The following is a 25695-nucleotide window of genomic DNA, read 5'->3' as shown; positions in this document are numbered from 1 at the left end:
CTGAGCGGGTGCTCAGACCCGCCACCCCGCAGACGTCTGGGCTGTTGCTCCTGGTGGTGGCCGGGGTCGCGTGGGGGACGTCGGGCACGCTGGGAACGCTCCTCAACCGCGCCTCGGGGCTCGGGTTCCTGCCCGTGGCTGGCTACCGGATCCTCATCGGAGGGCTGCTGCTGCTCGCGGCGGCCGGTTTCACCGGCCGCGTCCGGCTGCCGCGACACCGATCCGGGCGGCGGCGGGTGCTGGCGATGGCCGCCTGCGCCGCATTCGCGGCCATCAGCCTGCTGGGTGCGCGTCCGGAGCGGGACTACGACGACGCCACGGGGTCCGGCCTGGCGTTCCTGCTCGGCGGGGCCGTGGTGCTGGGGGTGGCCCTGGCGACGGGGGAGCGGGTGACGATCGACCCGGCCCCGGGCGCCGTCGCGCTGGTGGTGGCCCTCGGGCTCATCCCGTCGGCCGTCGCCTACCTGGCCTACCTGAGGGGGCTGCGGACGCAGAGCTCCACGACCGGGGTGATGGTCGCGCTGCTTGAGCCGCTGACCGGGGCGGCGCTCGCGTTCCTGGTGTTGGGGGAGCGGCTCGGCCCCACGGGGCTGGTGGGCGCCGTGCTGCTGCTGGCCGCCGTCGTGCTGGCGTCCCTGCGGCCGGGTGTCCCGGCACACGCGGGGGAGCGACTCAGTCGAGCAGCGGGGTCAGCGCCCGGGTGAGGGGGTCGCGGAGGTCGTCGGCGACCCCGGTCACGGTCCAGTCCCCGCCCAGTTCCTCGACGATCGACGTCACGCCGGCGTCGGCGATGCCGCAGGGGATGATGTTGCCGAACCGCTCGGCGGAGCTCAGCACGTTGAGCGCGAAGCCGTGCATCGTCGTGCGCCGCGCCACCCGCACGCCGATGGCGCAGATCTTGCGCTCCGGGCGGCCTGCGCCGGCGGGCAGCCACACGCCCGTGCGGCCGTCGACGCGGCCGGTCTCCAGGCCGTAGCCGGCCAGCAGGTCGATGACGGCGGACTCCAAGGCCCGCACGTAGTCGACGACGCCCACGCCGTCGCGCAGCCGGACGATCGGGTAGCCCACCAGCTGGCCCGGCCCGTGGTAGGTGATCAGCCCACCGCGGTCCACATCGATGACCGGCGTGCCGTCCTGCGGCCGCTGCTCCGGGGTGGTGCGCCGGCCGGCCGTGTAGACGGGGGCGTGCTCGACGTAGATGATCCGGCCGGGGGCGCCGGCCGCGACGGCCTCGTGCAGCTCGCGCTGCCGCTGCCAGGTCTCCTCGTAGTCGGCGTGATACTCGCCCAAACCCCGGTACTCGAACGCCACCATGGGCCCGATGGTAGCGCCGCCGTCAGATGAGGGCCGCGGCCAGCGTGACCAGCGGCGGGGCCAGCAGCAGGGCCGGCAGCAGGTCGCCCACCGGGATCTGCTTGAGGTCCAACAGTCGCAGGCCGAGCGCCAGCAGCACGACGCCGCCCGTCGCGGTGAGCGCATCCACCTGGGCGGTGGTGAGCACGTCGCCGGCGAAGTAGCCGACGGCGGTCAGCGAGCCCTGGATGAGCGCGACGGCGCCGGCGGACGCCAGGACACCCCAGCCGAGGGTCGACGCGAACGCCATGGCGGCGAAGCCGTCCAGCACGGACTTGACCAGCAGCTGGTCGGCGCCGCGCCCCAGCCCGTCGGACAGGGAGCCCAGGATGGCGAGCGGGCCGACGCAGAACAGGAGCGTCGCGGTGACCATGCCGTCCACGAAGCGTGCCGCGTCCCCGGACGCGGTGAAGCGGGCGCGTACCCAGCCCGCCCCCTGCTCGAGCCGGTCCTCGACGCGCAACCACGACCCGAGCAGCGCCCCGACGAGCAGGGCGGCCAGGACGACGAGCATGGCGGCGCCGTCGACCGCCTCGCGCAGCGCCTCAGAGTTCATGGCCACCACCGACATGCCGCCGAGCACCAGCGTGACGAGCCCGAGCACCGCGGTCACCGTCGACTTGGTGGTCTCCGGGATCCGGTTGCCCAGGGCGATCCCGATGAGAGACCCCACCACGACGGTGATGACGTTGACGACGGTCCCGGCTCCGATGAACACGCCCGCCATCCAACCAGATGGGGCAGGCTGAACCACACACGGGTCCACCTAGTTTGTCTTAGGTTTGTCTAACCTTTAGGCTGACGGTTGACGGCGACGGGAAGGAGCGGCATGCGACGATTCCTCGCCGAGCCGCGCGCGTTCCTGGCCGCCGCGCTGCTGCACCCCGTGGAGCGCACCCGGGTCGAGACCCCCGGCCAGCGGCTGCGGCGGCGCGTCGTCGTCGCCCTGACGATCGTCGCCGGGGCGGTGGCCCTGGGGTTCGCGCTGGCGATTCCGCCGGGCCAGAGCGAGTTCTACCTGGCCACCGTGGGCGTCGCCGCGCTGTGGGTCGTGGGGGCGCTGGCGTCGGGCCCGCTGTATCTGGGGGAGGGGCGCGCGCGCGACGGCGGCCGCAGCCGCGGCGTCGTCCAAGGCGTGCTGCTCGGCCTCATGCTGCTGGGGGTCTTCCTCGCCGGAGCCCTCGTGGTGGACCGGATCCCGCTCCTGGCCGGGCCCGTCGACGACCTCCTCGACCACGCGCGCTTCGGCTCCCTGTGGGTCGTGGCGCTCATCACGGCGGTCAACGGGATCGCAGAGGAACTGTTCTTCCGCGGTGCGGTCTACGCGTCGCTGCCGCGCAGCGTCAACGGCATCGGCTCCACCGCCCTGTACGCCGCCTCGACGCTGTTCACCGGCGTCCCCCTGCTGACCTTCGCCGCGATCTGCCTCGGACTGCTCACTGCCGCGCAACGCCGAGTCACCGGCGGTGTCCTCGGGCCGATTGCCTCACATCTCACTTGGTCACTCGGCATGCTGTTCCTATTGCCGCCAACGCTCGCCCTGGGAGGCTGACGTGCCCCGCACCGCACTCGTCACCGGCGCCACCGGATACATCGGCGCCGCGCTCGCACCCGTCCTCCTCGACGACGGCTGGCACGTCCGCGTGCTCGCCCGGTCGCCGCACAAGCTCGACCCCGCCTGGCGGGACCGCGTCGAGGTGGTCACCGGCGACGCGGGAGACTTCGCCGACGTCGTGCGGGCCCTCACGGGCGCCGACGTCGCGTACTACCTGCTCCACTCCATGGACGGCAAGGGCGACTACCGAGCCCGGGACCGGGAACTGGCGGCCACGTTCGCCGAGGCCGCCCGGGACGCCGCCGTCGGCCGGATCGTCTACCTCAGTGGGCTCCACCCGCGCGGCCCGCTGTCGGACCACCTGGCTTCCCGTGTCGAGGTCGGGGAGATCCTCCTGGGCTCCGGGGTGCCGACGGCCGTGCTGCAGGCGGGCGTGGTGTTGGGCGCCGGCTCGGCCTCGTTCGACATGCTGCGCCACCTCACCGAGCGGCTGCCGGTGGCGGTGGGGCCGCGCTGGCTGCGCAACCGCATTCAGCCCATCGCCGTCGACGACGTGCTGTTCTACCTGCGCAGCGCCGCCGACCTGCCACCCGAGGTCAACCGCACCATCGACGTCGGCATGGACGAGCGCATGACCTACATCGACATGATGCGCCGCTACGCCCAGGTGACCGGCCTGCGCCCGCGGCACATCTGGACTCTGCCGGTCCTCACTCCGGGCCTCGCGTCGCACTGGGTGGGCCTGGTGACCCCCGTGGACGCCGGGATCGCCCGGCCGCTGGTCGGCAGCCTCATCCACGACGCCGTCAAGGACGACGACGACGCCCGCGCCCTGCTCGGGGAGCCGCCCGGCGGCACCGTCGGGTTCGACGAGGCCGTCCGGCGCGCCACGGCCGGCATCGATCCGCACTGGTGGAGCCGGACGCTGCGCGGCGGCGTCGCGGCCTTCGGCCTCTCGGCCGGTTTGGCTGTGGTCTCCACAATCCTGTCGGTCACCATCGCTAGGCTCGTGCGCGATCGGCGAAGGGGGAAAGCCGCATGATCGACGACCTTCTGACTCAGGCGTTCGACCGGGGGGCCAAGCGCTACGACCTGCTGGTGGCGCTCAACCCGGGTTACCACCGCGAGCTGCGCCGCGCCGCGGAGGCGCTGATCGGCCGGCTCGGTGACCGGGAAGGGCTGCGGCTGCTGGATCTCGCCTGTGGGTCCGGGGCGTCGACCCAGGCGCTGCTCAGCGCGTCGCCGCCTGGCACCGAGATCCACGGCCTCGACGCGTCGCGCGGGATGCTGGCTCAGGCACGGGCCAAGCACTGGCCGCGTCGCGTCACGTTCGACCAGGCACGGGCCGGCGAGATCGACCTCGACCGCATCGACGGGGGCCGCGACGGCATCCTGACCTGCTACCTCTTCCGCAACGTGCCGGAGGGGGACCGGGACCGGGCCGTGGCGGAGGTGTTCGCGCTCCTCAGGCCGGGCGGCTGGCTCGTCGTGCAGGAGTACTCCGTCGCGGGGGACCCGGCGGCCGCCTTCGTCTGGGACGCCGTCAGCCGCGGCGTGATCATCCCGCTCGGGTCGGTGCTCGACGGCGGCCCGGAGCTCTACCGCTACCTGCGCCGCAGCGTCCACGACTTCGATTCCGTCGACCGGTTCATGCAGCGGCTCGCCGCCGCCGGCTTCGTCGACATCGCCCACCGCACCGCCGCCGGGTGGCAGCGCGGCATCCTCCACACCTTCGTCGCCCACAAGCCCGAGGAGCACGCATGAGCCAGTACCCCGGCCGAGACCGCCGCGCCGTCCGACATCGCGGCCCCTCCGGAACGCCGCGCGTGCGGGACCCCCGCACGGCGCTGGTGGTCGGTGGGGGAATCGCGGGCCTGACGGCCGCCACGGCGCTCGCGGAGCGCGGGGTGGGGGTCACGCTGCTGGAGTCCGGGGATCGCCTCGGCGGCAGGGTGGCCGCTTGGCCGCTGGACGACGGCCGCACCATGAGCCGCGGTTTCCATGCCTTCTTCCGCCAGTACTACAACCTGCGCGGGCTGCTCGCGCGGATCGATCCGCAGCTCGGGTTCCTCGTGCCGATCGAGGACTACCCGCTCCAGCGCCCCGACGGCCTGCGGGACTCCTTCACCGGGCTGGCGACCACCCCACCCTGGTCCGTCATGCAGTTCGTGCTGCGCAGCCCCTCCTTTACCCTGGGCTCGCTGGCCAAGGTCGACGTGGCGGCCGCGCTGGAACTGCTGCGCGTCCGGTTCCCCGACACCTACTCCGCCTACGACGGCGAGTCCGCCGCCCAGTTCCTCGACCGCCTCCGCTTCCCGCCGGACGCCCGCGACCTCGCGCTGGAGGTCTTCGCCCGCTCCTTCTTCGCAGACCCGAAGGAGTTCGCCGCAGGGGAGCTCGTCGCCATGTTCCACACCTACTTCATGGGCTCGGCCGAGGGGCTGCTGTTCGACGTGCCCGACGACGACTACGACACCGCCCTGTGGGCGCCGCTCGGCCGGCACGTGGCCGGCCTGGGCGTGGACGTGCAGCTCGGCCGCACCGTCGAGTCCATCGGACTGGCCCAGGGGTCCGCCTGCGTCGTCGTCGACGGCGAGCAGCTCGACGCGGACGCCGTCGTGCTCGCCACCGACCCGCGCAGCAGCCGGGCCCTCATCGGCGAGCTGGGCGGCTCCGGGCTGGGCGGCTGGCAGCGTCGCGTGGCGGGGACGGTCAACGCGCCGCCGTTCGTCGTCGTGCGCCTGTGGCTGGACCGGCCGGTGGATGCCGAACGACCGGCCTTCGTCGGCACCTCCGGCTACGGTCCGCTGGACAACGTGTCGGTGCTGGAGCGGTTCGAGGCCGGCGCCGCGCGGTGGGCTGAGGCCAACGGCGGCTCGGTCGTGGAGCTGCACGCCTACGCCTGCGCGCCCGAAGTGGCCACCGACGGCGCCGCCCGCGACGCCGTCGTGGAGCGGCTCGAGAGCGAGTTGCACCGGATCTTCCCCGAGACCAGGACGGCCGGCGTCGCCCACCGCGAGGTGCTGGTGCGCGACGACTGCACGCTGATCGGCCCGCAGCGCTGGATGGACCGGCCCGGTGTCCGCACTCCGTCGCCCCGCCTGGTGCTGGCGGGGGACTGGGTGCGGTGCGACTACCCGGTGGCGCTCATGGAGCGCGCCGCGACCACCGGCTTCGTCGCCGCCAACGCGCTGCTGGAGGGCTGGGGCGCCCAGGGGCATGACCTCTGGACCGTGCCGATGACGGGCATCCTGGCCCGCTGACCGGGACTAGACGGGCAGGGAGCCGCTGAGCGCGCGCAGCGTCACGGCGGCCTTCTCCCGGCCCGGCACCCGGATGCGGCCGTGGAACACGTCGTACCCGGCGTCCTCGATCCGGTCGAGGATCCGCCGGTACAGCACCAGGGCCGTTCCGACGCAGCGCCGCGATGCGGGGGGCAGCATGTCGAGCCCCGGCAGGGCCTCGGCATACAGGGCCCGGTTGCGGGCCACCTGTTCGGCCATCATGGCCTGCCACTGCGGCGTCACCCGGCGTTCCCACGGGTCGACCCCGTGCCGGGCGAGATCCTCCTGCGGCAGGTAGACGCGCCCGCGGTCGAGGTCCTCGTCGACGTCGCGGAGGAAGTTCGTGAGCTGGAACGCGTGGCCGAGCGCCCGGGCGGGTTCCTTGGCGTCCTGCGTGTAGGGCTCCAGGACGGGCAGCATCATCTCGCCGATGACGGCGGCCGACCCCTCCATGTAGCCGTCGCGGAGGTCCGACCAGGTGGCCCACGACGAGGTGGTGAGGTCCGCGGCCATCGCGTCGAAGAAGCGCTCGAAGCACTCGGGGTCCGTGCCGCGGCGCCCGATGCCCTCGACGATGGCGGACATGACCGGCTGCTCGACCTCGCCGCGGGCCAGCGCGTCGAAGAACGTGTGCCGGAACGCCTCCAGCCGCTCGGCCGACGTGCCGTCGCGCGGGACGGCGCAGTCCTCGGTCTGCACCTTCTCGGGCTCGTCGACGATGTCGTCGGCGAGGCGGCACAGGGCGTAGACGGTGTAGACGTCGCGGCGCTGCTGCTGGGGCAGGAGCCGCGCGCCCCAGTAGTACGTGGTGCCGTAGTCGCGGGTGAGCTGCGCGCAGCGCCGGTACCCCGCCTCCTGGGCCGCGCTCATCGGCCCAGCTCCGCGACGCGGGCGGCGGCCAGCTTGCCGGACACCAGGACCATGGGGATCCCGACACCGGGGGTGGTTCCCGAGCCGGCGAACACCAGGCCCGGGACGCGACGGTCCACGTTGCGGGGGCGGAACGGGCCCGTCTGCGGGAAGGTGTGGGCGAGCGCGAAGGGCGTGCCGGCCGCCATGCCCTGCCGCTCCCAGTCGACGGGCGTGACGAGCTCCTCCGTCACGATGTCGGTGGGGTAGCCCAGCCGGTCGAGCGTGCCGAGCATGCGCTCGCGCAGCCGCGGCCCCTCCGTCGCCCAGTCCATCCGCCCGACGTGCAGGTTCGGCACCGGTTCGAGGTAGTACAGCGTGTGGTGCCCGGCCGGGGCGGCCGCCGGGTCGTCCAGGGACGGCACGGACAGGAACCGCGACGGGTCCGTCATCGCCACCCCGTCGTCGAGCAGCTCGCGGAACGACTCGTCCCAGGCGCGCCCGAAGTAGATGTTGTGGTGGCCGACCCCCTGGGGGAGGTCACCCTTCACCCCGACGTGCCAGACCAGCGCGCTGGGCGAGTACTTCCCGTGGCGCGCCACCCGGGGCGCCGGCAGGCCGGGGAGTAGACGCTCATAGGCCACGGGCAGGTCGGCGGTGACGACGACGGCGTCCGCGGGGACGAGCGAGCCGTCAGCCAGCCGCACGCCCGACGCCGACCCGTCGCCGCGACGCTCCACCCGGTCCACCGGGCTGGAGTAGCGGATCTCGACGCCCGCGTCGGTGGCCGCGGCGGCCATGGCGCGCGGGACCGCGTGCATGCCCCCCTCAGGGAAGAAGACGCCCTCGATCGAATCCATGTACGTGATGACGGCGTACAGGGCCAGCGCCTGTGCGGGCGCGAGCCCGGCGTACATGGCCTGGAAGCTGAACACGCGGTGCAGGCGCTCGTCGTCGAAGCGGCGCGCGACGGTGGGGCCGAGGCGGCCGAAGCCCCCGAGCCGGACCAGCTCGAGCGCGGCCCGCGGTGAGCGGAACAGGCTGAGCGGGGAGTTGAAGTTCGCGTCGATGAAGTGCGGCAGCTCGACGTCGTTGAGGCGCTTGAGCCAGTCGACGAACCGGTCGAAGGCGGCGGCGTCCTTCGCGCCGCTCTGGGCGAGGATCTCCTCGCGCATCGCCTCGTGACCGGGCCGGACGAGCAGCGTCGAGCCGTCGGCGAAGTGCGCGTGGTAGGCCGGGTCGAGCAGTTGCAGCGTCACGTAGTCCGACACGCGACGGCCGACGGCGGCGAACGCCTCCTCGAGCAGCGACACCATCGTGAACACGGTGGGGCCGGTGTCGAAGCGGAAGCCGTCCTTCTCGAGCGAGCCGTTCCGCCCGCCGGGGATGGCCTCGCGCTCGAGGACGGTGACGCGATGCCCGGCGCCGGCGAGGTGCAGCGCGGCGGCGAGGCCGGACAGGCCCGCGCCGACGACGGCGACGGTGCGGGGGGTGGTGGCGCGGGGTGCGGGTCGACGCATCAGGCGTCCCTCCAGGCGAGTGAGTGGGCGGTGTCGCGGAGGCCGGTGACGCCGGCCGCGGTGAGGGGCAGGGTGTCGAGGCAGGCGAGTCCCTCGGCGACGGCGTCGGCGATCATGGCCTCCAGCTCGTCGGCCACGCCTGCGGCGCGCATGGCGTCGGCGAGGGGTGCGACGTCGTCGCGGCCGAACGCCGGAGTGCCGACTCGGGCGACGAGTTCGGCGCCTGCCCCCGTGAGCCGGTCGCCGGCCAGCGACAGCAGCACGGTGGCCTTGGCCTCGCTGAGGTCGTCGCCGGCGGGCTTGCCCGTGATGTCGGGATCTCCCCAGACGCCGAGGTACTCGTCGCGCAGGGCGAACGCGCGGCCGAGGTGGTCGCCGCACTCGAGGAGCGTCGCGACCGCCTTCGCGGTGGCGCCGGCCGCGGTCGCGCCCAGCTGCAGCGGCCTGGCGACGGTGTAGCGGCCGGTCTTGGCGCGGGCGATGTACTCGGCGTGGCCCCGGTCGCGGCGCGCGGCTGCCGCTCCGGTGAGGTCCGCCCGCTGCCCGGCGATGAGTTCCACCGAGAGCACGTACCAGAGGTCGCGCAGGGGCTGCGGTAGCCCGTCGACGAGCCGGTCCGCCATGGTGTGGGCGAGGTCGCCGAGCAGGATGGCGAGGTTGCGGCCGAACACCTCGCGGTCGCCGAAGGCGGTGGCGGAGCGATGCCACCGGGCGGCCTGACGGTGCGCGGACGGGCGGCCGCGGCGCGAGTCCGACTCGTCCATGACGTCGTCGTGGATGAGCGCGAAGAGGTGCAGCGTCTCGAGGGAGGCCGCGACGCGGACGAGGTTGCGGTAGCCGGTCGAGCCGTGCACACCGCCCGCGGCGATGAAGCCCCAGTAGGCCAGGGCGACGCGGAGCCGCTTGCCGTGGCCGACCAGCAGCGAGCCGAGCCAACGGGGGAGGTCGGCGGGCAGGACGTCGAGGCCCAAGTCGCCGGCGTACTCGCGCCACTCGATGGCCAGCGACTCCAGCTCCGCGGTGAGCAGCGCATCGACGTCGCCGATGGCGGAGCCGACGTCCACCGACGGGGGCGTGGCGCGCCACGCGGCGTCCGGGTGGCCGGCGGCGATGAGCGGCACCTGGAGCGCCGCCCAGGGGCTGTAGACGTGCGGGGTCGCGGTGATGGCGTCCGCGAGCTTCTCCCACGGCACCCACATCCACTCCGCGACCTCGCCCGGGTCTGGCGTCGGCTGCTCGTCGGGGACGAAGGCCGCGAACACCGGGCAGATCTCGTTCTCGACGATGCCCGAGGCGTCGGTGGCCCGGTAGCGGAAGTCGGGCACGAGGGGGGTGAGCGGGCCGACGTGCAGCCCCAGCTCCTCGCGGATCCGGCGCCGGGCCGCGTCCTCCAGCGACTCCCCGGGCTTGGGGTGGCCGCAGCATGAGTTGGTCCACACCCCGGGCCAGGTTTTCTTGGCCAGCGCCCGGCGCGTGACCAGGACCTCGCCGCGTGCGTTGAACACGTACGTCGAGAAGGCGAGGTGGAGTGGGGTGTCGGTGGTGTGCACCTGCATGCGGTCCGCACGCCCGATGGGGGTGCCGTCCTCGGCGAGGAGCACGACGTCGTCGGGCTCCCCGGCGGCCGGCGGGGCCGCCTCGCGGTGTCGGTCTGCGATCATGGCTGTGTCCAATGTTTGTCGAACCTTGGAACGACCTTAGCGGGGCGATTGCGATGAGGCAAGATGTGACGAAGGTTTGTCCAGGGTTTGCTACGGTGTGCGATGTCGGCGGGAGATGAAGCGATGTACACAGTCAAGCAGGTGGCTGCCCTCACCGGGGTCGCTGAGGCGACACTCCGGGTCTGGGAGCGCCGCTACGAGGTCGTGCGCCCCGTGCGGTCGTCCGGCGGGTACCGCCTCTACGACGACGCCCAGCTTGCGGTGCTACGGGAGATGGCCGCGCTGGTCGAGGCGGGGGTGCCTGCATCGCGTGCCGCCGCCAGCGTCGCGGAACTCACCGCGATGCCCGCGGCCCCGGAGGACGTCGGCGCCGTGTCGGCGCGGCCAGACGGGTCCGAGTTCGTCGCCGCCGCCGCGTCGCTCGAACCTGCGGCACTGGCGGACGTGCTCGGCCGTGCGCTCGCCAGCGGGCCGTTCGAGGAGGTGGCCGACGACTGGATACTCCCGCAGCTCGTGCGGCTCGGACAGGCGTGGGAGAGCGGCGAGCTGTCCGTCGCCCAGGAACACTTCGCGAGCGCGGGGCTGATGCGCGCCGTCGCGGCGGTCTTCGACGCCGCCCCGGCGACGGCGGGCGGTCCGGCCGTCCTCGTGGGGCTCCCGGCCGGCGACCGGCACCAGCTCGCCCTGCTCTGCTTCGCCACCTGCCTGCGGCGCCGCGGCGTCGAGGTGGTCTACCTGGGGTCCGACATCCCGACCGGCGAGTGGGTGCTGGCCGCCGAGCGGAGTCGTGCCCGGGCCGCCGTCGTCGGCGTCACGGCGACGACCACGCTGCCCGTCACGCAGGAGCTGATCGACGCGCTGCGCCGGGTCTCGCCGCCGCTGTCGGTGTGGGTCGGGGGATCGCTGCGCGACGCCGTCGATGGCGCCCACCCGCTGCCGGACCGCCTCGCGGAGGCCGCCGCACTGCTCCACCGCAGCCTGGCCGCCGGCCGGCTCTGACCCCGACGGAGACGCGACGACGGGCGCCACCCCGCGAGGGATGACGCCCGTCGGAATGCGTCGATCAGAGGCCGAACTCGCCCCCGAAGTCGCCGTCCTCCAGCCGCTCCTTCACGGACGACAGGAACCGGGCCGCGACCGCGCCGTCGATGAGGCGGTGGTCGTAGCTGAGCGAGAGGTACATCATGTGCCGCACCGCGATCGACTCGTTGCCGAAGCGGTCCTCCACGACGACGGGGCGCTTGACGAGCGCGCCGGTGCCGAGGATGGCCACCTGGGGCTGGTTGATGATCGGCGTGTCGAACAGCGTGCCTGCCGACCCGTAGTTGGTGATCGTGAAGGTGCCGCCGGACAGCTCGTCCGGGTTCACCTTGCTCGCCCGGGTGCGGGCGGCGAGGTCGGCGATCTTCTTGGCCAGGCCGGTGAGGTTGAGATCGCCGGCGTCCTTGATGACGGGGACGAGCAGGCCCTTCTCGGTGTCCACCGCGATGCCGATGTGCTCGCCGTCGGCGTAGGTGACGGTGCCGGCCTCCGTGTCGATCGTGGCGTTGACGACCGGGAACTGCTTGAGTGCCTCGACCGCGGCCGCCGTGATGAACGGCAGGTAGGACAGCGACACGCCCTCGCGCTTCTTGAAGTCGTCCTTCACCTGGCCACGGATGTGGCTGATCGCGGTGACGTCGACCTCGACCGTCGCGGTGAGCTGCGCGGACACCTGGAGCGACTCCACCATGCGCGCCGCGATGGTGCGCCGCAGCCGGGAGAGCTTCTCGGTGGTGCCACGGACCTGCGGGGCGGCTGCGGGCTTCGCAGCGGCCGCGGGCGCGGACTGCGCGGCCGGCGCGGCCGCGGGAGCCGGCGCCTCCTTGGCCTTCTTGGCGGCCTCGGCAGCCTCCAGGACGTCCTGCTTGCGGATGCGGCCGCCGACGCCGGTGCCCTTGACGCTGGTCAGTTCGACGCCGTGCTCCTTGGCGAGCTTGCGCACCAGCGGGGTGACGTAGGTGCCGTCGCCGGACGCCTCGGCCGCGCGGCGGGCCACGGCGGCCTCGACGGCGGGGGAGTGCGCGGGCTGCGCGGCGGGCTCGGCCTTCGGCTCAGGCTTGGGTTCTGGCTTCGGCTCGGGCTTGGGTTCCGGCTTCGGCTCGGGCTTGGGTTCTGGCTTCGGCTCGGGCTTGGGTTCCGGCTTCGGCGTCGGCTCGGCCGCGGCGGGCTGGGCCTCGGCGTCGCCGATGATGGCGAGGACGGCGCCGACCTCGGCCACCTCGTCCTCCTTGAACCGGATCTCGAGCAGCGTGCCGGCGGCGGGGCTGGGGATCTCGGTGTCGACCTTGTCGGTGGAGACCTCGAGCAGCGGCTCGTCCGCCTCGACGGTGTCACCGACGTTCTTGAGCCACCGCGACACCGTGCCCTCGGTGACCGACTCGCCCAGCGCGGGCAGGGTCACCTCCGTGCCGGTGGCGGGCCCGGAGGCCTGCGCGGCGGGGGCCTTCTCGGTCACCTGCTCCGGCTCCGGGGCCGGCTCCTCCTCCGCCGGTGCCTCGGCGACGGGGGTCTCCTCGGCGGTGGCCTCGGGCTCGGGAGCGGGAGCAGCCTCCTCTGCGGGGGCTTCGGCGGCCGGCTGCGCGGCGGCCTCGTCGGCCTCCCCGATGACCGCGAGGACGGCGCCGACCTCGGCCACGTCATCCTCCTGGAACCTGATCTCGAGGACGGTTCCGGCGACGGGGCTGGGGATCTCGGTGTCCACCTTGTCGGTGGAGACCTCGAGCAACGGCTCGTCCACCTCGACGGTGTCCCCGACGGCCTTCAACCAGCGGGAGATGGTGCCTTCCGTGACGGATTCGCCCAGTGCCGGGAGGGTGACTTCGGTTGACATGTGTCTGTGGCTCCTTTGCGTACCGCGGTAATGCCCTCAGCCTATATGCGATTCACCCATGCATGTGCAGAGGCCGACCGGCGAGAGCCCAGTTCGCCTCCGCGATCGCCTCGCCCAGCGTCGGGTGGGCGTGCACGATCCCGGCGACGTCGTCGGGGGTCGCCTGCCACCCGACGAGGAGGGCGGCCTCACCGATGAGCTCGGCCACGTCGTCGCCCACCAGGTGGACCCCGACGATTTCCCCGCCGGGGCGGCGCACGAGCCGCACGACGCCCGTCTCCCGGTCGCCCGGTGCCCGCAGGATCTGCGCTCGGCCGTTGCCGGTGAGGTGGTAGTCGACGACCTCGGCGTCGGGCCCGGCCTGGTCGGCGGTGAGCCCCACGGACGCCAGTTGGGGCGAGGAGTAGGTGACGCGCGGGATGCCGGCGTCGCGGGGCAGGGTGGGCCGTTCCCCGGAGCGGCCCTGCAGGTGGGCGATGCGTTCGGCGAGGAACAGACCGTGCGCGTAGCCGCGGTGGGCCAGCTGCGGCCCCGCGACGAGGTCGCCGGCCGCGAACACGCCTTTCAGCGTGGTCTGCAGCTGGCCGTCGACGACGACGTGGCCGCTGTCGCTGACGGCGACCCCAGCGCCCTCGAGGCCGAGGTCGCCGGTCGCCGGGCGGCGACCGACGGCCACCAGCAGGGCGTCGGCCGCGACCGTCTCGCCGCCGATCTGGACGCTCACGCCGTCGTCGGTCGCCTCGGCGGTGTCGACGGGGGCACCGAGGCGCACGTCCACGCCGCGACCCTTGAGGGCCCGCGTGAGGATGCGCGAGTGACCCGGCTCTTCCGTCGGCACCAGCCGGTCCATGGCCTCCACCAGGGTGACGTGGACGCCCAGGTCCGCCCACAGGGACGCGAACTCGACTCCGATCACCCCGCCGCCGAGCACGACGGCCCGCTCGGGCAACGCCGTGAGCCGCAGCGCGTCCGCGCTGGTGAGGATGCGCGCGCCGTCCACGGGCAGGCCCAGCGTGACGGGCGCCGCCCCGGTGGCGAGCACGACGGCGCGCGCCCGGTGCACGGTGGCGCCGGTCTCGATGCCGGGCCCGCGGTCATCGGCGACCAGCGTGCCGCGCTCGCGGATCACCGTGATGCCCCGCTGCGCGATGAGGCCCTCCAGGCCGCGGTGCAGCTGCCCGACGACGCCGTCGGTGTAGGCCAGCAGCGCGGCCGGGTCCGTGTCGCCGAGGGTGGCGCCGATCCCGAACGACGCCGCCTTCGCCACCGTGCGGCGCACCTTGGCGGCCTGCAGCCACGCCTTGGTGGGGATGCAGCCGCGGTGCAGGCAGGTGCCGCCGAGCGGGGTGTCGTCGATGAGCGCCACGCTGAGGCCCAGCTGGGCGGCCCGCAGCGCGCAGGCGTAGCCGGCGGACCCGGCGCCGAGGATGGCCACGTCGAAGGGGTGCGTCATGCGGGCAAGTCTCCCACGCCGGGCCTTGGGGGCGCTGGCGCATAATGGGCCCGTGGGGTGGTTCCGACGACGGCGGCGCGAGGTCCAGGTGGCGCGCGAGGAGCGACAGGTGCCGGACGCGATGCGTCAGCACCTGTCGCAGTTTGTGGCGACCCGGCGGGGTGTGGAGGCGTGGGTCGAACAGCCGACCTCGTTCAACAAGCCGTCGCTGCTGCTCGTCGCTGCGGACGGCGAGTCCACCCGTCGCGGGATCCCGAGCGTCGCCTACGGCTACGACTTCGCGGCCCGGCACGACCTGCCGTGCTACGACGCCGGCGTCGTCCCGTACCCGAAGCGCATGCGCGAGTACGGGCTGCGCGCCAAGCGCGCCCGCCAGTGACCCGTCAGCCCTGCAACAGCTCCGCGAGCGCCACGAGCGTCCGCACCGCGACCCCCGTGCCGCCCTTCGGCACGTAGCCGTACGGCGCGTCCGGGTTCTCAGCCGGCCCCGCGACGTCCAGGTGGGCCCACGCGACACCCTCGGGCACGAACCGCTCGAGGAACGCGCCGGCGACGAGCGCCCCGCCCCACCGGTGCCCGGCGCCGGAGCGCATGTCCGCGACCGTGGACTTCAGCTGCTCGCGCGTGAAGTCCGTCAGCGGCAGCTCCCAGAAGTCCTCGCCGGCGGCCTCGGCGGCGTCGAGCAGCAGGTCCGAGGTGGCCTCCCCGTTGGTGAGCAGGCCACCGGTGCGCAGGCCGAGGGCCACCATGCAGGCGCCGGTCAGCGTCGCGACATCCACGATGAGGTCCGGAGTGTCGAGGCCGGCGCGGGCGATGGCGTCGGCCATGACGAGCCGGCCCTCGGCGTCGGTGTTGTAGTTCTCGACCGTCTGGCCGTCGAACATCGTCAAGACGTCGCTGGACCGGTACGAGCTGCCCGACGGGAGGTTCTCCGCGAGCGCCGCGTAGGCGGTGACCTTGACCTTGAGACCCAGGGCGGCGATGGCTCGGGTGGCCGCGACGACCGCGGCCGCGCCCGACATGTCGAACTTCATGCCCGCCATCTGGCCCGCGGGCTTGATGTCGAGGCCGCCGGAGTCGAACGTGATGCCCTTGCCCACCAGCGCCAGGTGCGCCTCGGCGCCGCGCGGGGTGTAGCTGAGCCGCACGAGCCTCGGCTTGCGGGCCGAGCCGCCGCCTACGGCAAGGATGCCGCCGTAGCCGCCCTTCTCGAGGGCCTTCTCGTCGAGGATCTCCACGGCGATCCGCTCGTCGCGCACGTAGCCGCGGGCCGCGTCGGCGAACGTCTCCGGGTAGAGGAGGTTTGGGGGAGTGTTGCCCCAGTCGCGGGCCTGGCACACGGCGTCCGCGACGACCTTCGCCCGCGCCACCGCGTCCTTCTGCGCCGCGCCGACGGTGGCCGACACGAGCGTCACGGCCGTCACCGGCGTGGGAGGCGTGGTGGCGGTGATGGTCTCGAAGCGGTAGGCGCCGAGCAGGGCGCCCTCGCCGGCAGCCTGCAGCAGCTCGGGATCGGTGACCTCGAGGGACACCGCGACCTCGAGGCCGTCCGCGCCCGGCAGCGCCGCGACCACGCGCAACGCCGAGCCGACGGCGATCCGCACGGCCTCGGGCGTCACGTCGGCGTCGCCGAGGCCGACGAGCAGCAGGCGCGCGCCATCGACGGGCGGCACGTGCGTGAGCTCCTCGCGCTTCGACTGCGCGGCCATCGCGACGGCGACGTCGCTGATGCCGCGGCCGTAGGCCTTGGTGAACGCCTTCTCCAGGTCCGGGGTGGCGCCGACGACGGCGAGGCCGTCGCCGGTGAGCGGGACCACTCCCAGCACGACGACGTCGGCGGACTTCGGGAGGCTGCGGGACAGGGTCAGGGTCGGGTTGATGCGCGTCACATCGGTCAGCCTAGCGAGTCGGGTTGGGCCGCCCGGGAGCGCCGGGGTACCTTTGCCCGCATGATGCAGCGGGTGGGCCTCTGGGCGTTCATCGTGGCCGGCCTCGCCGTCGCCGCGTGGGGCCTGGTGTCGTGGGTCTCGCCGTCGACGTCATGTCGCGGCGTCGAGATGGGCCCGGGCGACACCTGCGAGTACGCGAGCCTCACCGACGAGAGCGCGGGCCGCGTGCAGCGCTACGAGGACCGGATCGAGGTGGCGCGCCAGCAGGCGCCGTTCGCCGTCGCCGCGGGACTCGGCATGGTGGTGTTCGGGGCCGCGCTCGCGCGGCGGCCCGTCACGGGTGCAGCGACATCGGACCGTAGATGAGGCGGTCCTCCTCGTAGAGGCTCACCTCGGCCACCCCGTGCTCGAGCAGGTCCCCGTAGAAGATGCCCAGCCACTCCTCGGCGGCCCCCTGGTCCTCGAAGCGGTGTAGCAGCCCCTCGTCCTCGAGCTCGGCGAGCGTGTAGGCCCCGGACTCGGGGCGCCATGCGTAGCTCATCAGATCGGATCCCCGCGCTTGATCCGCGGCGCCGGCTGCCGGAACCGGCGGATCATGAGCGAGCGGTTGAACATGTAGACGAGCAGCCCGCGGGTCGACGCCCCGGGATGCCGCTCGGCCAGCAGCTTCTTGAAGCCGCGCCACATGATGGCGACGTTGATGATCGTGATCGCGAGCATCACCCACAGCGACATCGAGATCCAGCTCGACAGCACGACGTTGTTCATCGTCACCATCACCGCGGCCATGACGAGGATCATCGCCGGCATCATGAACTCGGCGGCGGTCCAGCGGGTGTCGACGTAGTCACGCAGCAACTGCCGCTCGGGGGACTTCTCGACGCGGTCCCAGGCCTCAGCGCGGGCCCGCGACTTGGCGGCGGAATCCGCCTTGCGCTGCTGCTTCGGCGTGAGGGTGGGATGGAGGCGCTCCATGCGGGCGGCCTCGGCGGCCCGACGGGTGGGCGTGGCGCCCTGCTTGCGGCGCACCGCCTGCCGCGCCTCCGGGGTGGGCTGCGTCGGTTCTGCCGCAGCGGGAGCCGGCGCCTCGGCCTTGGCTGCCTTCGCGGACGCCTTCTCGCCCTTCGGCGTCAACGCGGAGATGCGGTCCTTCGACGGCGTCGAATCGGTGCGCTCATAGGGGCGGAACAGGGCCACGGTGCTCAAAGTCCTTCGTCGGGTGTACGGCTCGCCCAGTCTACCCCGGGTGGCCTCAGGGTCGGCTCAGGGGCCGCAGCGACCCCGGGGGGCCTGCCGCCGCGCTAACGTTGAGGCGAACACCGCACGTTCCTGGAAGGACACCCTCAGTGGCCAGCATTTTTGAACGCATCGCCCTGGTCTTCCGATCGAAGGCCAACAAGGCTCTCGACAAGTACGAAGACCCGCGCGAGACCCTCGACTACTCGTACCAGAAGCAGCTGGAGCTCCTGCAGAACGTGCGCCGCGGCGTCGCGGACGTCGCCACCAGCCGCAAGCGGGTGGAGCTGCAGGCGGCGAAGCTGAACCAGGAGGTGCAGCGGTTCCAGTCCGCCGCGCAGCGGGCGCTCGAATCGAACCGCGAGGACCTGGCGCGCGAGGCGCTCACCCGCAAGGCGGGCCTGCAGGTCCAGCTCGACGAGCTGCAGACGCAGCACGCGCAGCTCCAGGGCGAGGAGGAGAAGCTGGTGCGCGCCAGCTCGCGGCTCCAGGCGAAGGTCGACGCGTTCCGCACCCGCAAGGAGACCATCAAGGCCACGTACTCGGCCGCCGAGGCCCAGACCCGCATCAACGAGGCGTTCACCGGCATCTCGGAGGAGATGAGCGACGTCGGCCTCGCGATCCAGCGCGCCGAGGACAAGACGCTCCAGCTGCAGGCGCGCGCGTCCGCCGTCGACGAGCTGCTCGCCTCCGGGGCCCTCGAGGATCCCACCGGCATGGTCAAGGACGACATCACGCGCGAGCTCGACTCGCTGGCCGCCGATTCGCAGATCGAGAACGAACTGGCCGCCATGAAGGCCCAGCTGACCGGCGGCCCCGCCGCGCGCCCTGAGCTCTCGGCCTCGCCCGCGGAGCCCGCCCAGCAGTCCCAGCAGGTGTCCCCGGCCGAGCAGCCGGCGGTGGATCAGTCCCGGCAGGAGGGGTACCAGGGATGATCGTGCGCATCATGGGGCAGGGCCAGTGGGTGCTCGAGCCCGAGCACCTGATGGACCTCAACGAACTGGACCGCGAGCTCGAGGAGCGGGTCGCCGCCGAGGACGAGGAGGGCATGCGCGCCGCGCTGCAGCGCCTCATCGACGGCGTGCAGGCCGTCGGCGTCGTCGTTCCTGACGACGTGTTGGCCGAGTCCGACCTCATCCTGCCGGACATGGACGTCACCCTCGACGAGATGCAGGCGCTGCTGGACTCCACCAGCGAGTACTACGGCCTCATTCCCGACGCCGACGACGACCTGCACGAGCTGGACCCGGAATCGCAGCATTGAGAGTCGTCATCGCGGCCGACGCGATGGCGGGTCTGACGCCCGCCGACGCGTCGGCCCTCATCGCGGGTCGGTTCGCCGAGCGCGGAGCGGTGCCCGCCGTCGTTCCCCTGGCGGTGACGGGCGACGCCCTGGCGCATGCGGTGGCCACGGCGGCGCCCGGGGCCCCCTTCGCGCGGCCGGCTGACGCCGTCGATCTGGGGCGCGCGCTCGCGGACGCGGACGGCGACCTGGTGGTCGACCTCACCGCGTGCCGCGTCGCCGACCTCGGCCGGGGCGTGCTCGACGCGTTCGCCGACGATCCGGTGGAGGCCGTGGCCGTGGCCCGGCAGGCGTGGTCGGGGCGGCGCCTCGTCGCGCTGGTCGAAGACGGGCAGCAGGAGCGGCCTCTCACCGGTCTCACGGGTCTGGCCGCCACCGAGGGGCGCGAACACGGCGCCGATCTGGCCGACGTACTGGCCGCCGACGCGGTCGCCGGCCGGTGGGCCACCTCGCTGGGGCTGACGGCCCAGCCCGGCGCTGGTGCTGCGGGCGGCGCCGGCCTGCTGCTGCAGGCGATGGGCGCCGTCATCACGGATCCGCTGACCTTCCTCGTCGAGCACTACGGGCTCGCCGGGACGATGGCGCAGGCGGACCTCGTCGTCACCGGCGCGGACATGCTGGACTTCCACGCCGTCGGCGGGCCGGTGGTCAAGCGCATCGTCGGGATGGCGGGGGAGGCGCTGCGGCCGGTCATCGCGATCGTGGGCCGCAACTATGTGTCGTCGCGCGAGCTGAGACTGGCCGGCCTCGAGGCGGCGTACCCGGTGCTGGCAGGCGCCGGCGACGACATCGCGACGCCCGGGCAGGTCGCCGAGGTGGCCGAGCGGGTGGCCCGCACCTGGTCCTGGTGAGCCCATCGGCGGAGTTTCGCCGTGGGCATACGCCGACCGGTATGGGGATTCCTCCGAAACCGACGTAGAATCTTCCAGCAAGACAGTGCCCTCTCTCGACTTGGAGTCAAGCGTGACCGATACCCAGATCACCCAGAACGGTGTGGTCCTCACCGACGTCGCAGTGCAGAAGGTGCGCGCGCTGCTCGACGCCGAGGGCCGCAACGACCTCGTGCTCCGCATCGCCGTGCAGCCGGGCGGCTGCTCCGGCCTGCGCTACCAGCTGTACTTCGATGACCGTGAGCTCGACGGCGACGTCGCCTCCGACTACGACGGCGTGCGCGTCGTCACCGACAAGATGAGCGCCCCGTACCTCGGCGGCGCCAGCATCGACTTCGTGGATTCGATCGAGAAGCAGGGCTTCACGATCGACAACCCCAACGCGCAGGGCTCGTGCGCGTGCGGTGACTCCTTCCATTGATCGGCACCGAACCTTTCAGCTTAAGCCACCCCTGTGGAGCGCAATCCACGGGGGTGGCTTTATGCGTTAAGGTGGCCCCAGCAGTGGTGTCCCTGTGCGATCCGAAGTGTGCGGAATCCACCGGGTCAATGGTCAACGGAAGGGCAACTTGTGAGTGGCAATCCTGCGCCATCGCGTCGGCGGATGGTTCGTGCAGCCTTGCTCGTCGGGCTCCCCGCGTCGCTGGTGGGGCTGACGGCCTGCTCCGGTCAGGGAGCGCGGTTCGGGCTGCCGGAGGCGGCGACGGAACAGGCGCCCGTCATGGGGAACGTGTGGATCGGTGCGTGGATCGCGTCGCTGATCATCGGCGTGCTCGTCTGGGGTCTCATCGGCTGGGCGGTGCTGCGCTACCGCCGCAAGGACGAGGATGCCCCCGCCCCGCGTCAGACCACCTACCACCTGCCCCTCGAACTGCTCTACACCCTGGTGCCGTTCCTCATCATCGGCGTGCTGTTCTTCTACACCGTCAAGGCGTCCGACGCCGTGCTGCAGACCACTGAGGAGCCCGAGGTCACCATCAACGTCATCGGCCAGAAGTGGTCGTGGACGTTCAACTACATGGAGGCCGACAACCCGGACGTGGGCACCGACGCCCACTCCATCGGCACGCTGGAGACCATCCCAGACCTCTACCTGCCCGTCGACAAGACCGTGCGGTTCAACCTGCAGTCGGCCGACGTCATCCACTCGTTCTGGGTCCCGTCCTTCTACTTCAAGATGGACGTCATCCCGGGCCACCCCAACTCGTTCGAGGTCACGCCCAACCGCCTCGGCACGTACGACGGCAAGTGCGCCGAACTCTGCGGCGAATACCACGCGCTCATGCTCTTCAAGGTCCACGTCGTGACCGAGGAGGAGTACGAGGCGAAGGTCAAGGAGCTGGCGGAGTCCGGCAACGCCGGCGAGAAGAAGCTTCAGGAGGCCCTGCAGGCCGTCCTGCCGACTGAGGCACCGGAGGAGCACAAGTGAGCAGCGCCAGCATCACGGAGCGGAGCCAGCTCCAGACCGAGATCCGCACCGAGCCGCACCGGCTCGGCGAGACCATGATGAAGTACCTGACGACCACCGACCACAAGGTGATCGGCAACATGTACTTCGTCACGGCGTTCATCTTCTTCGCCATCGGCGGCGTTCTGGCGCTGGCCATCCGCGCCGAGCTGGCCGCCCCCGGCATGCAGTTCGTCAACTACGAGACGTTCAACCAGTTCTTCACGATGCACGGCACGATCATGCTGCTGATGTTCGCGACGCCGATGTTCGCGGGCTTCGCCAACGCGATCCTGCCGCTGCAGCTCGGTGCGCCGGACGTCGCGTTCCCGCGCATGAACGGGTTCGCGTTCTGGCTGTACGTCTTCGGCTCGCTCATGGCCTGCGCCGGCTTCGTGAGCCCCGACGGCGCCGCCAGCTTCGGCTGGTTCGCGTACGCGCCGCTGTCGAACTCGATCCACTCGCCCGGCATCGGCCACGACCTGTGGTTGATGGGCCTCTACCTGCTCGGCCTGTCGTCGATCCTCGGCGCCGTCAACTTCGTCACCACGATCATCACGATGCGTGCGCCGGGCCTCACCATGTTCCGGATGCCGATCTTCTCGTGGAACATCCTCGTCACCTCGCTGATGGTCCTCATCGCGTTCCCGGTGCTCGCCGCCGGCCTGCTGGTGCTCGAGGCGGACCGGGTGCTCGGCAGCCACGTCTTCGACCCGGCGTCCGGTGGGCCGGTGCTGTGGCAGCACCTGTTCTGGTTCTTCGGCCACCCCGAGGTGTACATCATCGCGTTGCCGTTCTTCGGCATCATCACCGAGGTGCTGAGCGCGTTCAGCCGCAAGCCGGTGTTCGGCTACTACGGCCTGGTGTTCGCGACGCTGTCCATCGGCGCGCTGTCGGTGTCGGTGTGGGCGCACCACATGTTCGTCACCGGCGCGGTGAACCTGCCGTTCTTCTCGTTCATGACGTTCATGATCGCGGTGCCCACCGGCGTGAAGTTCTTCAACTGGATCGGCACCATGTGGCGCGGGTCGTTGACGCTGAACTCGTCGATGATGTTCGCGATCGGGTTCCTGACGACGTTCCTGTTCGGCGGCCTGACCGGCATCATCCTCGCCGCCCCGGCGCTGGACTTCCAGGTGTCCGACACGTACTTCGTCGTGGCGCACTTCCACTACGTGCTGTTCGGCACCGTCGTGTTCGCGATGTTCGCCGGCTTCTACTACTGGTGGCCGAAGTTCACCGGACGCATGCTCGACGAGACGTGGGGCAAGGTGCACTTCTGGCTGATCTTCATCGGCTTCCACACCACCTTCCTCGTGCAGCACTGGCTGGGTGTCGAGGGCATGCAGCGGCGCATCGCGGACTACGGCGCGTGGGAGGGCTTCACGTTCCTCAACCAGCTGTCCACGTTCGGCGCGTTCCTGTTGGGTGTGTCGATGATCCCGTTCCTGTGGAACGTGTGGATCACGCGGAAGGCGCCCAAGGTCATGGTCGACGATCCGTGGGGCTGGGGCCGCTCGCTCGAGTGGGCCACGTCCTGCCCGCCGCCGCGGCACAACTTCACGTCGCTGCCGCGCATCCGCTCCATCTCCCCGGCGCTCGACCTGCACCGGCCCGAGCTGGTGGCGGCCGCCGACCTGCACGCGGAGGACCCGGGCGAACTGCTCGACCGCGTCGACCCCATCGTCGAGACCGAAGGTAGCCACAAGTGAGGCCGGAGAAGTACGTATTCCTGTTCATCGCGGTCTTCTTCGCGATCGTGACGCCCATCTACTGGTTCATGTCGGGGGAGATCGCCGGGACGTTCGTCCTCGGGTTCAGCGGCCTGCTCGGCCTGATGATCGGCGGCTACCTTGCGCTGACCGCACGCAACTTCGACCCGCGTCCTGAGGACCGGGGCGATGCCGAGGTCGTGGAGGGTGCGGGCGCTCTGGGCTTCTTCGCGCCGAAGTCCATCTGGCCGTTCTGGGCCGCGGTGACGGTCGCGATCATCTTCCTGGGCCCCGCGCTGTCGCAGCCGTGGATCAGCCTCGTCGGCTTCGGGATCGGGATCTGGTCCGCGAGCGGGTGGATCCTGGAGTTCTACCGGGGCGACTACAAGCACTGATCCCTGACCACCAAATGCTGAGAGGGGCCCCGCCGCGATGGCGGGGCCCCTCTCAGCGGTCCTGGGGTCAGGCGCCTGTCGTTGAGCAGTTCACGCAGGGAGGGGTCGACGGTGCGCTGAAGGTCAGGGAGCCACTGCCGCTGGGGAAGTTATCATCCGCAACCCACGTGAAGGACGCGGTCCCCTCGATCGAGACGTTCTCGCTGTTGGGCTCGCCCTCGATGCCAAGATCGATATAGGTGCAACTCACCTGGCCCTCAATGGCCCCAGCGAGTTCTACCGGCTCGATAGTCCATCCGGGGCTGAGGACTCCATCGAGGCGGACTACCACCGAGTTGAACGTGACCGTGATCGGCTCTGTGACGTTGGTGCAGACACGGACTCGAACGGCGTAGCCCTTGGTGACGCCTGTCTCCTTCTCGCACGAGGCGCCGGGTAGCTTGCAGGCGACATTCTGGTTCTCGAACCAAACCTGTGGATTCGAGACTGCGAAGGCGGGTGCTGTGGATGCGATGGCCACGGCCGGCGCGGTCCACGCGATGCCCTTGGCGACGGTGCGCCGACTGATCGGTGCGGGTGAGTCAAAAGCCATGGTAGTTCCCCCTCTAATCGGCAGACTGCGCCGAGGCGTACGGTCATCACCACTCTAACACCCGGGAGGGTCAGCGGAGAATAGCGTCTGACACCCAAGATCTCCACTTGACGCGCGGTTTCTGGCCGTTCGTCAAGGGTGGGTCACCAGCTCTGATCGAGCGGCCGCCCCTCCTCGTAGCCGGAGCCCGACTGCACGCCCACGACCGCACGCTCGGCGAACTCGCCCAGGCTGCGCGCGCCCGCGTAGGTGCACGACGATCGCACGCCGGAGGTGATCCAGTCGATGAGGTCCTCCACGCCGGGGCGGCGCGGATCAAGGTACATCCGAGACGACGAGATGCCTTCCTCGAACATGGCGGCGCGGGCCCGGTCGAACGCCGACTGTTCCCGCGTGCGCTGCCGCACCGCGCGCGCCGACGCCATGCCGAACGACTCCTTGTAGACGCGGCCCTGGTTGTCGACGAGCTGGTCACCGGTGGACTCGTGCGTCCCCGCGAACCACGACCCGATCATCACCGACCCGGCGCCCGCGGCGAGCGCGAGGGCGACGTCGCGGGGGTGGCGGACCCCGCCGTCGGCCCAGATGGACTTGCCGCGCGCGGAGGCGGCCTCCGCGCACTCCAGAACAGCGGAGAACTGGGGGCGGCCGACGCCGGTCTGCATCCGCGTGGTGCACATGGCGCCGGGGCCGACACCGACCTTGAGGATGTCCGCGCCGGCGTCGATGAGGTCATCGCAGCCCTCGGGGGTGACGACGTTGCCCGCCACGATCAGCACGCGGCGGCCGGTCTCGCCGGCGAACGCGTCACGGACCTCGCGGGCCAGGCTCAGGGCGGAGATCATCTTCTCCTGGTGCCCGTGAGCCGTGTCCATGACGATGACGTCGGCACGGGCCTCAAGTGCGGCCCGGACCTTGGCGGGGATGTCGCCGTTGATGCCGACGGCCACACCGGCGCGGAGCCGGCCCTCGTGGTCGAGGGCGGGGGAGTAGATTGCCGAGCGCAGCGCGCCCTTAGGCGTCATGAGGCCGACGAGGCGGTCGTCGGCGTCCACCGCCAGAGCGACCTTCTGGTGCTGCTCGGAGAGCCGCTCGAACACCTCCTCAGGGGTGGACTCGGGCGCGACGCGGGTGACGTCGGTGGTCATGATGTCCTTGGCCTGAGCGAACCGGTCGGCGTCGAGCGCGTCCTGCGGCGTGACGAGGCCGATGACGCGCCGGTCGCCGTCCACCACGACGGCGACGCCGTGCGCGCGCTTGCCGATGAGGCTGAGGGTCTCGCCGACGGTGGTGGTGGGGGAGACGGTCACGGCTGTGTCAAAGACGGGGTGCGCGGCCTTGACCTTCTCGATGCTGCGGGCGACGACGTCGCTCGGGATGTCCTGCGGGAACACGGCGAGCCCTCCGCGCCTGGCCATCGTCTCCGCCATCCGGCGTCCGGAGACGGCCGTCATGTTGGCGGCCACGAGGGGCGTCGGGGTGGCGAGGCCGTCGGTGGAGGTGAGGTCCACGTCGAGGCGGGAGCTGATGCCCGAGCGGCTGGGGACCATGAAGACGCCCCCGGAACCGCGAGTTCGGTTGGGAGGAGGTGGGCCGCTTCCGGCCCGACCAGGGCATGCTCATGCACTCCCTCACGTACCGCACGGCCGTGCTGCGCAACTCCGGCATGCGGCTGCCCGAACAC

Annotated in this window: 26 protein-coding genes and 2 pseudogenes; 15 read left to right on the top strand and 13 right to left on the bottom strand. The window is 71.9% G+C overall.

Annotation, left to right across the window (positions count from 1 at the left end):
* Positions 1 to 8 precede the first annotated feature (8 nt).
* A complete protein-coding gene (locus BCR15_RS00130) occupies positions 9 to 704 on the top strand; it encodes an EamA family transporter (RefSeq protein ID WP_068749412.1) in 696 nt (231 codons plus the stop codon).
* Here the strand turns inward: BCR15_RS00130 and lipB are convergent.
* Together lipB and BCR15_RS00120 are read right to left on the bottom strand one after the other, a co-directional pair.
* Positions 673 to 1314: a lipoyl(octanoyl) transferase LipB gene (lipB, locus tag BCR15_RS00125; protein ID WP_068749411.1), complete on the bottom strand. Its 642-nt coding sequence runs from the start codon at positions 1312 to 1314 to the stop codon at positions 673 to 675. The two genes, BCR15_RS00130 and lipB, sit on opposite strands and share 32 nt — an antisense overlap.
* A gap of 22 nt (positions 1315 to 1336) precedes the next feature.
* Positions 1337 to 2071: a DUF554 family protein gene (locus tag BCR15_RS00120; protein WP_197971757.1), complete on the bottom strand. Its 735-nt coding sequence runs from the start codon at positions 2069 to 2071 to the stop codon at positions 1337 to 1339.
* Between the two features lie 111 nt (positions 2072 to 2182).
* On the opposite strand from BCR15_RS00120, the gene BCR15_RS00115 reads away from it, so the two are divergent.
* The 4 genes from BCR15_RS00115 to BCR15_RS00100 are packed head-to-tail and all read left to right on the top strand — an operon-like array spanning position 2183 to position 6171.
* Positions 2183 to 2905 carry a CPBP family intramembrane glutamic endopeptidase gene (locus tag BCR15_RS00115; RefSeq protein ID WP_068749409.1) on the top strand — a complete coding sequence of 241 codons (723 nt, stop codon included), beginning with the start codon at positions 2183 to 2185 and terminating at the stop codon, positions 2903 to 2905.
* A 1-nt stretch (position 2906) separates the two neighbouring features.
* A complete protein-coding gene (locus BCR15_RS00110; protein ID WP_068749408.1) occupies positions 2907 to 3950 on the top strand; it encodes an NAD(P)H-binding protein in 1044 nt (347 codons plus the stop codon).
* Positions 3947 to 4672, top strand: a complete 726-nt coding sequence (locus BCR15_RS00105) for a class I SAM-dependent methyltransferase (RefSeq protein ID WP_068749407.1) — start codon at positions 3947 to 3949, stop codon at positions 4670 to 4672. The genes BCR15_RS00110 and BCR15_RS00105 overlap by 4 nt, the downstream gene beginning before the upstream one ends.
* A complete protein-coding gene (locus tag BCR15_RS00100) occupies positions 4669 to 6171 on the top strand; it encodes an FAD-dependent oxidoreductase (RefSeq protein WP_068749406.1) in 1503 nt (500 codons plus the stop codon). The genes BCR15_RS00105 and BCR15_RS00100 overlap by 4 nt, the downstream gene beginning before the upstream one ends.
* Before the next feature lie 6 nt (positions 6172 to 6177).
* Here BCR15_RS00100 and BCR15_RS00095 read toward each other — a convergent pair whose 3' ends face one another.
* The 4 genes and pseudogenes from BCR15_RS00095 to idi all read right to left on the bottom strand — a co-directional run.
* Positions 6178 to 7062 (bottom strand): phytoene/squalene synthase family protein, encoded by an 885-nt coding sequence (locus BCR15_RS00095; RefSeq protein ID WP_068749405.1) that lies wholly within the window; start codon positions 7060 to 7062, stop codon positions 6178 to 6180.
* Positions 7059 to 8561, bottom strand: a complete 1503-nt coding sequence (crtI, locus tag BCR15_RS00090) for a phytoene desaturase family protein (RefSeq protein WP_068749404.1) — start codon at positions 8559 to 8561, stop codon at positions 7059 to 7061. Before crtI ends, BCR15_RS00095 begins: the two co-directional genes overlap by 4 nt.
* Positions 8561 to 9469: pseudogene (locus BCR15_RS15525) on the bottom strand (polyprenyl synthetase family protein); the annotation flags it as partial. The pseudogene BCR15_RS15525 and the gene crtI, both read right to left, overlap by 1 nt.
* Positions 9470 to 9679: 210 nt before the next feature.
* Positions 9680 to 10222: pseudogene (idi, locus tag BCR15_RS15520) on the bottom strand (isopentenyl-diphosphate Delta-isomerase); the annotation flags it as partial.
* 123 nt (positions 10223 to 10345) lie between these two features.
* On the opposite strand from idi, the gene BCR15_RS00080 reads away from it, so the two are divergent.
* On the top strand, positions 10346 to 11221 hold the full coding sequence (locus tag BCR15_RS00080) for a MerR family transcriptional regulator (RefSeq protein WP_068749402.1): 876 nt from the start codon (positions 10346 to 10348) through the stop codon (positions 11219 to 11221).
* Between the two features lie 64 nt (positions 11222 to 11285).
* On the opposite strand, the gene sucB is transcribed toward BCR15_RS00080, so the two are convergent.
* Positions 11286 to 13094 (bottom strand): 2-oxoglutarate dehydrogenase, E2 component, dihydrolipoamide succinyltransferase, encoded by a 1809-nt coding sequence (gene sucB, locus BCR15_RS00075; protein ID WP_068749401.1) that lies wholly within the window; start codon positions 13092 to 13094, stop codon positions 11286 to 11288.
* A 52-nt stretch (positions 13095 to 13146) separates the two neighbouring features.
* On the bottom strand, positions 13147 to 14547 hold the full coding sequence (locus BCR15_RS00070; RefSeq protein ID WP_068749400.1) for a dihydrolipoyl dehydrogenase: 1401 nt from the start codon (positions 14545 to 14547) through the stop codon (positions 13147 to 13149).
* Positions 14548 to 14599: 52 nt separating this feature from the next.
* On the opposite strand from BCR15_RS00070, the gene BCR15_RS00065 reads away from it, so the two are divergent.
* Positions 14600 to 14926: a hypothetical protein gene (locus BCR15_RS00065; protein WP_068749399.1), complete on the top strand. Its 327-nt coding sequence runs from the start codon at positions 14600 to 14602 to the stop codon at positions 14924 to 14926.
* A 4-nt stretch (positions 14927 to 14930) separates the two neighbouring features.
* Here the strand turns inward: BCR15_RS00065 and BCR15_RS00060 are convergent, their stop codons facing one another.
* On the bottom strand, positions 14931 to 16436 hold the full coding sequence (locus BCR15_RS00060; RefSeq protein ID WP_078920209.1) for a leucyl aminopeptidase: 1506 nt from the start codon (positions 16434 to 16436) through the stop codon (positions 14931 to 14933).
* Between the two features lie 60 nt (positions 16437 to 16496).
* On the opposite strand from BCR15_RS00060, the gene BCR15_RS00055 reads away from it, so the two are divergent.
* Positions 16497 to 16802, top strand: coding sequence for a hypothetical protein (locus BCR15_RS00055; protein ID WP_141679956.1), 306 nt, complete (start codon positions 16497 to 16499; stop codon positions 16800 to 16802).
* Here the strand turns inward: BCR15_RS00055 and BCR15_RS00050 are convergent.
* Both BCR15_RS00050 and BCR15_RS00045 read right to left on the bottom strand, forming a co-directional pair.
* Complete coding sequence (locus BCR15_RS00050; protein WP_068749396.1) at positions 16771 to 16977, bottom strand: hypothetical protein; 207 nt, start codon at positions 16975 to 16977, stop codon at positions 16771 to 16773. The two genes, BCR15_RS00055 and BCR15_RS00050, sit on opposite strands and share 32 nt — an antisense overlap.
* Positions 16977 to 17633 carry a DUF3043 domain-containing protein gene (locus BCR15_RS00045; RefSeq protein ID WP_078920210.1) on the bottom strand — a complete coding sequence of 219 codons (657 nt, stop codon included), beginning with the start codon at positions 17631 to 17633 and terminating at the stop codon, positions 16977 to 16979. Before BCR15_RS00045 ends, BCR15_RS00050 begins: the two co-directional genes overlap by 1 nt.
* A gap of 149 nt (positions 17634 to 17782) precedes the next feature.
* Between BCR15_RS00045 and BCR15_RS00040 the strand changes: the two genes are divergently transcribed.
* The 7 genes from BCR15_RS00040 to BCR15_RS00010 all read left to right on the top strand — a co-directional run bounded on the left by BCR15_RS00040 (position 17783) and on the right by BCR15_RS00010 (position 23419).
* On the top strand, positions 17783 to 18607 hold the full coding sequence (locus BCR15_RS00040) for a PspA/IM30 family protein (RefSeq protein ID WP_068749394.1): 825 nt from the start codon (positions 17783 to 17785) through the stop codon (positions 18605 to 18607).
* Positions 18604 to 18936 carry a PspA-associated protein PspAA gene (pspAA, locus tag BCR15_RS00035; RefSeq protein ID WP_068749393.1) on the top strand — a complete coding sequence of 111 codons (333 nt, stop codon included), beginning with the start codon at positions 18604 to 18606 and terminating at the stop codon, positions 18934 to 18936. The genes BCR15_RS00040 and pspAA overlap by 4 nt, the downstream gene beginning before the upstream one ends.
* Entirely contained in the window at positions 18933 to 19826 is an 894-nt protein-coding gene (locus BCR15_RS00030; RefSeq protein WP_078920211.1) for a glycerate kinase, read from the top strand. The genes pspAA and BCR15_RS00030 overlap by 4 nt, the downstream gene beginning before the upstream one ends.
* 112 nt (positions 19827 to 19938) lie before the next feature.
* Positions 19939 to 20286 carry a HesB/IscA family protein gene (locus BCR15_RS00025; RefSeq protein WP_078920212.1) on the top strand — a complete coding sequence of 116 codons (348 nt, stop codon included), beginning with the start codon at positions 19939 to 19941 and terminating at the stop codon, positions 20284 to 20286.
* 183 nt (positions 20287 to 20469) lie between these two features.
* A complete protein-coding gene (gene ctaC / locus BCR15_RS00020) occupies positions 20470 to 21294 on the top strand; it encodes an aa3-type cytochrome oxidase subunit II (protein WP_228383385.1) in 825 nt (274 codons plus the stop codon).
* Positions 21295 to 21368: 74 nt separating this feature from the next.
* Entirely contained in the window at positions 21369 to 23024 is a 1656-nt protein-coding gene (ctaD, locus tag BCR15_RS00015) for an aa3-type cytochrome oxidase subunit I (protein WP_141679960.1), read from the top strand.
* Entirely contained in the window at positions 23021 to 23419 is a 399-nt protein-coding gene (locus BCR15_RS00010) for a cytochrome c oxidase subunit 4 (protein ID WP_068749389.1), read from the top strand. The genes ctaD and BCR15_RS00010 overlap by 4 nt, the downstream gene beginning before the upstream one ends.
* Before the next feature lie 67 nt (positions 23420 to 23486).
* Here BCR15_RS00010 and BCR15_RS14500 read toward each other — a convergent pair whose 3' ends face one another.
* Together BCR15_RS14500 and BCR15_RS00005 are read right to left on the bottom strand one after the other, a co-directional pair.
* Positions 23487 to 24011, bottom strand: coding sequence for a hypothetical protein (locus tag BCR15_RS14500; protein ID WP_078920213.1), 525 nt, complete (start codon positions 24009 to 24011; stop codon positions 23487 to 23489).
* 143 nt (positions 24012 to 24154) lie between these two features.
* Positions 24155 to 25561: a GuaB1 family IMP dehydrogenase-related protein gene (locus BCR15_RS00005; RefSeq protein ID WP_068749388.1), complete on the bottom strand. Its 1407-nt coding sequence runs from the start codon at positions 25559 to 25561 to the stop codon at positions 24155 to 24157.
* Positions 25562 to 25695: the final 134 nt, after the last annotated feature.

It is taken from the genome of Tessaracoccus lapidicaptus, from assembly GCF_001693815.1.
Classification (GTDB): Bacteria; Actinomycetota; Actinomycetes; order Propionibacteriales; family Propionibacteriaceae; genus Arachnia; species Arachnia lapidicapta.
This window is presented reverse-complemented; position numbering and strand designations above follow the sequence as displayed.

Excerpts from the sequence above, each read along its gene's own strand:
- lipB (WP_068749411.1), bottom strand. The coding sequence starts at position 1,314 with ATGGTGGCGTTCGAGTACCGGGGTTTGGGCGAGTATCACGCCGACTAC.
- BCR15_RS00115 (WP_068749409.1), top strand. The coding sequence starts at position 2,183 with ATGCGACGATTCCTCGCCGAGCCGCGCGCGTTCCTGGCCGCCGCGCTG.
- BCR15_RS00105 (WP_068749407.1), top strand. The coding sequence starts at position 3,947 with ATGATCGACGACCTTCTGACTCAGGCGTTCGACCGGGGGGCCAAGCGC.
- BCR15_RS00100 (WP_068749406.1), top strand. The coding sequence starts at position 4,669 with ATGAGCCAGTACCCCGGCCGAGACCGCCGCGCCGTCCGACATCGCGGC.
- BCR15_RS00095 (WP_068749405.1), bottom strand. The coding sequence starts at position 7,062 with ATGAGCGCGGCCCAGGAGGCGGGGTACCGGCGCTGCGCGCAGCTCACC.
- crtI (WP_068749404.1), bottom strand. The coding sequence starts at position 8,561 with ATGCGTCGACCCGCACCCCGCGCCACCACCCCCCGCACCGTCGCCGTC.
- BCR15_RS00080 (WP_068749402.1), top strand. The coding sequence starts at position 10,346 with ATGTACACAGTCAAGCAGGTGGCTGCCCTCACCGGGGTCGCTGAGGCG.
- sucB (WP_068749401.1), bottom strand. The coding sequence starts at position 13,094 with ATGTCAACCGAAGTCACCCTCCCGGCACTGGGCGAATCCGTCACGGAA.
- BCR15_RS00070 (WP_068749400.1), bottom strand. The coding sequence starts at position 14,547 with ATGACGCACCCCTTCGACGTGGCCATCCTCGGCGCCGGGTCCGCCGGC.
- BCR15_RS00055 (WP_141679956.1), top strand. The coding sequence starts at position 16,497 with ATGATGCAGCGGGTGGGCCTCTGGGCGTTCATCGTGGCCGGCCTCGCC.
- BCR15_RS00050 (WP_068749396.1), bottom strand. The coding sequence starts at position 16,977 with ATGAGCTACGCATGGCGCCCCGAGTCCGGGGCCTACACGCTCGCCGAG.
- pspAA (WP_068749393.1), top strand. The coding sequence starts at position 18,604 with ATGATCGTGCGCATCATGGGGCAGGGCCAGTGGGTGCTCGAGCCCGAG.
- ctaC (WP_228383385.1), top strand. The coding sequence starts at position 20,470 with ATGGTTCGTGCAGCCTTGCTCGTCGGGCTCCCCGCGTCGCTGGTGGGG.
- ctaD (WP_141679960.1), top strand. The coding sequence starts at position 21,369 with ATGATGAAGTACCTGACGACCACCGACCACAAGGTGATCGGCAACATG.
- BCR15_RS14500 (WP_078920213.1), bottom strand. The coding sequence starts at position 24,011 with ATGGCTTTTGACTCACCCGCACCGATCAGTCGGCGCACCGTCGCCAAG.
- BCR15_RS00005 (WP_068749388.1), bottom strand. The coding sequence starts at position 25,561 with ATGGTCCCCAGCCGCTCGGGCATCAGCTCCCGCCTCGACGTGGACCTC.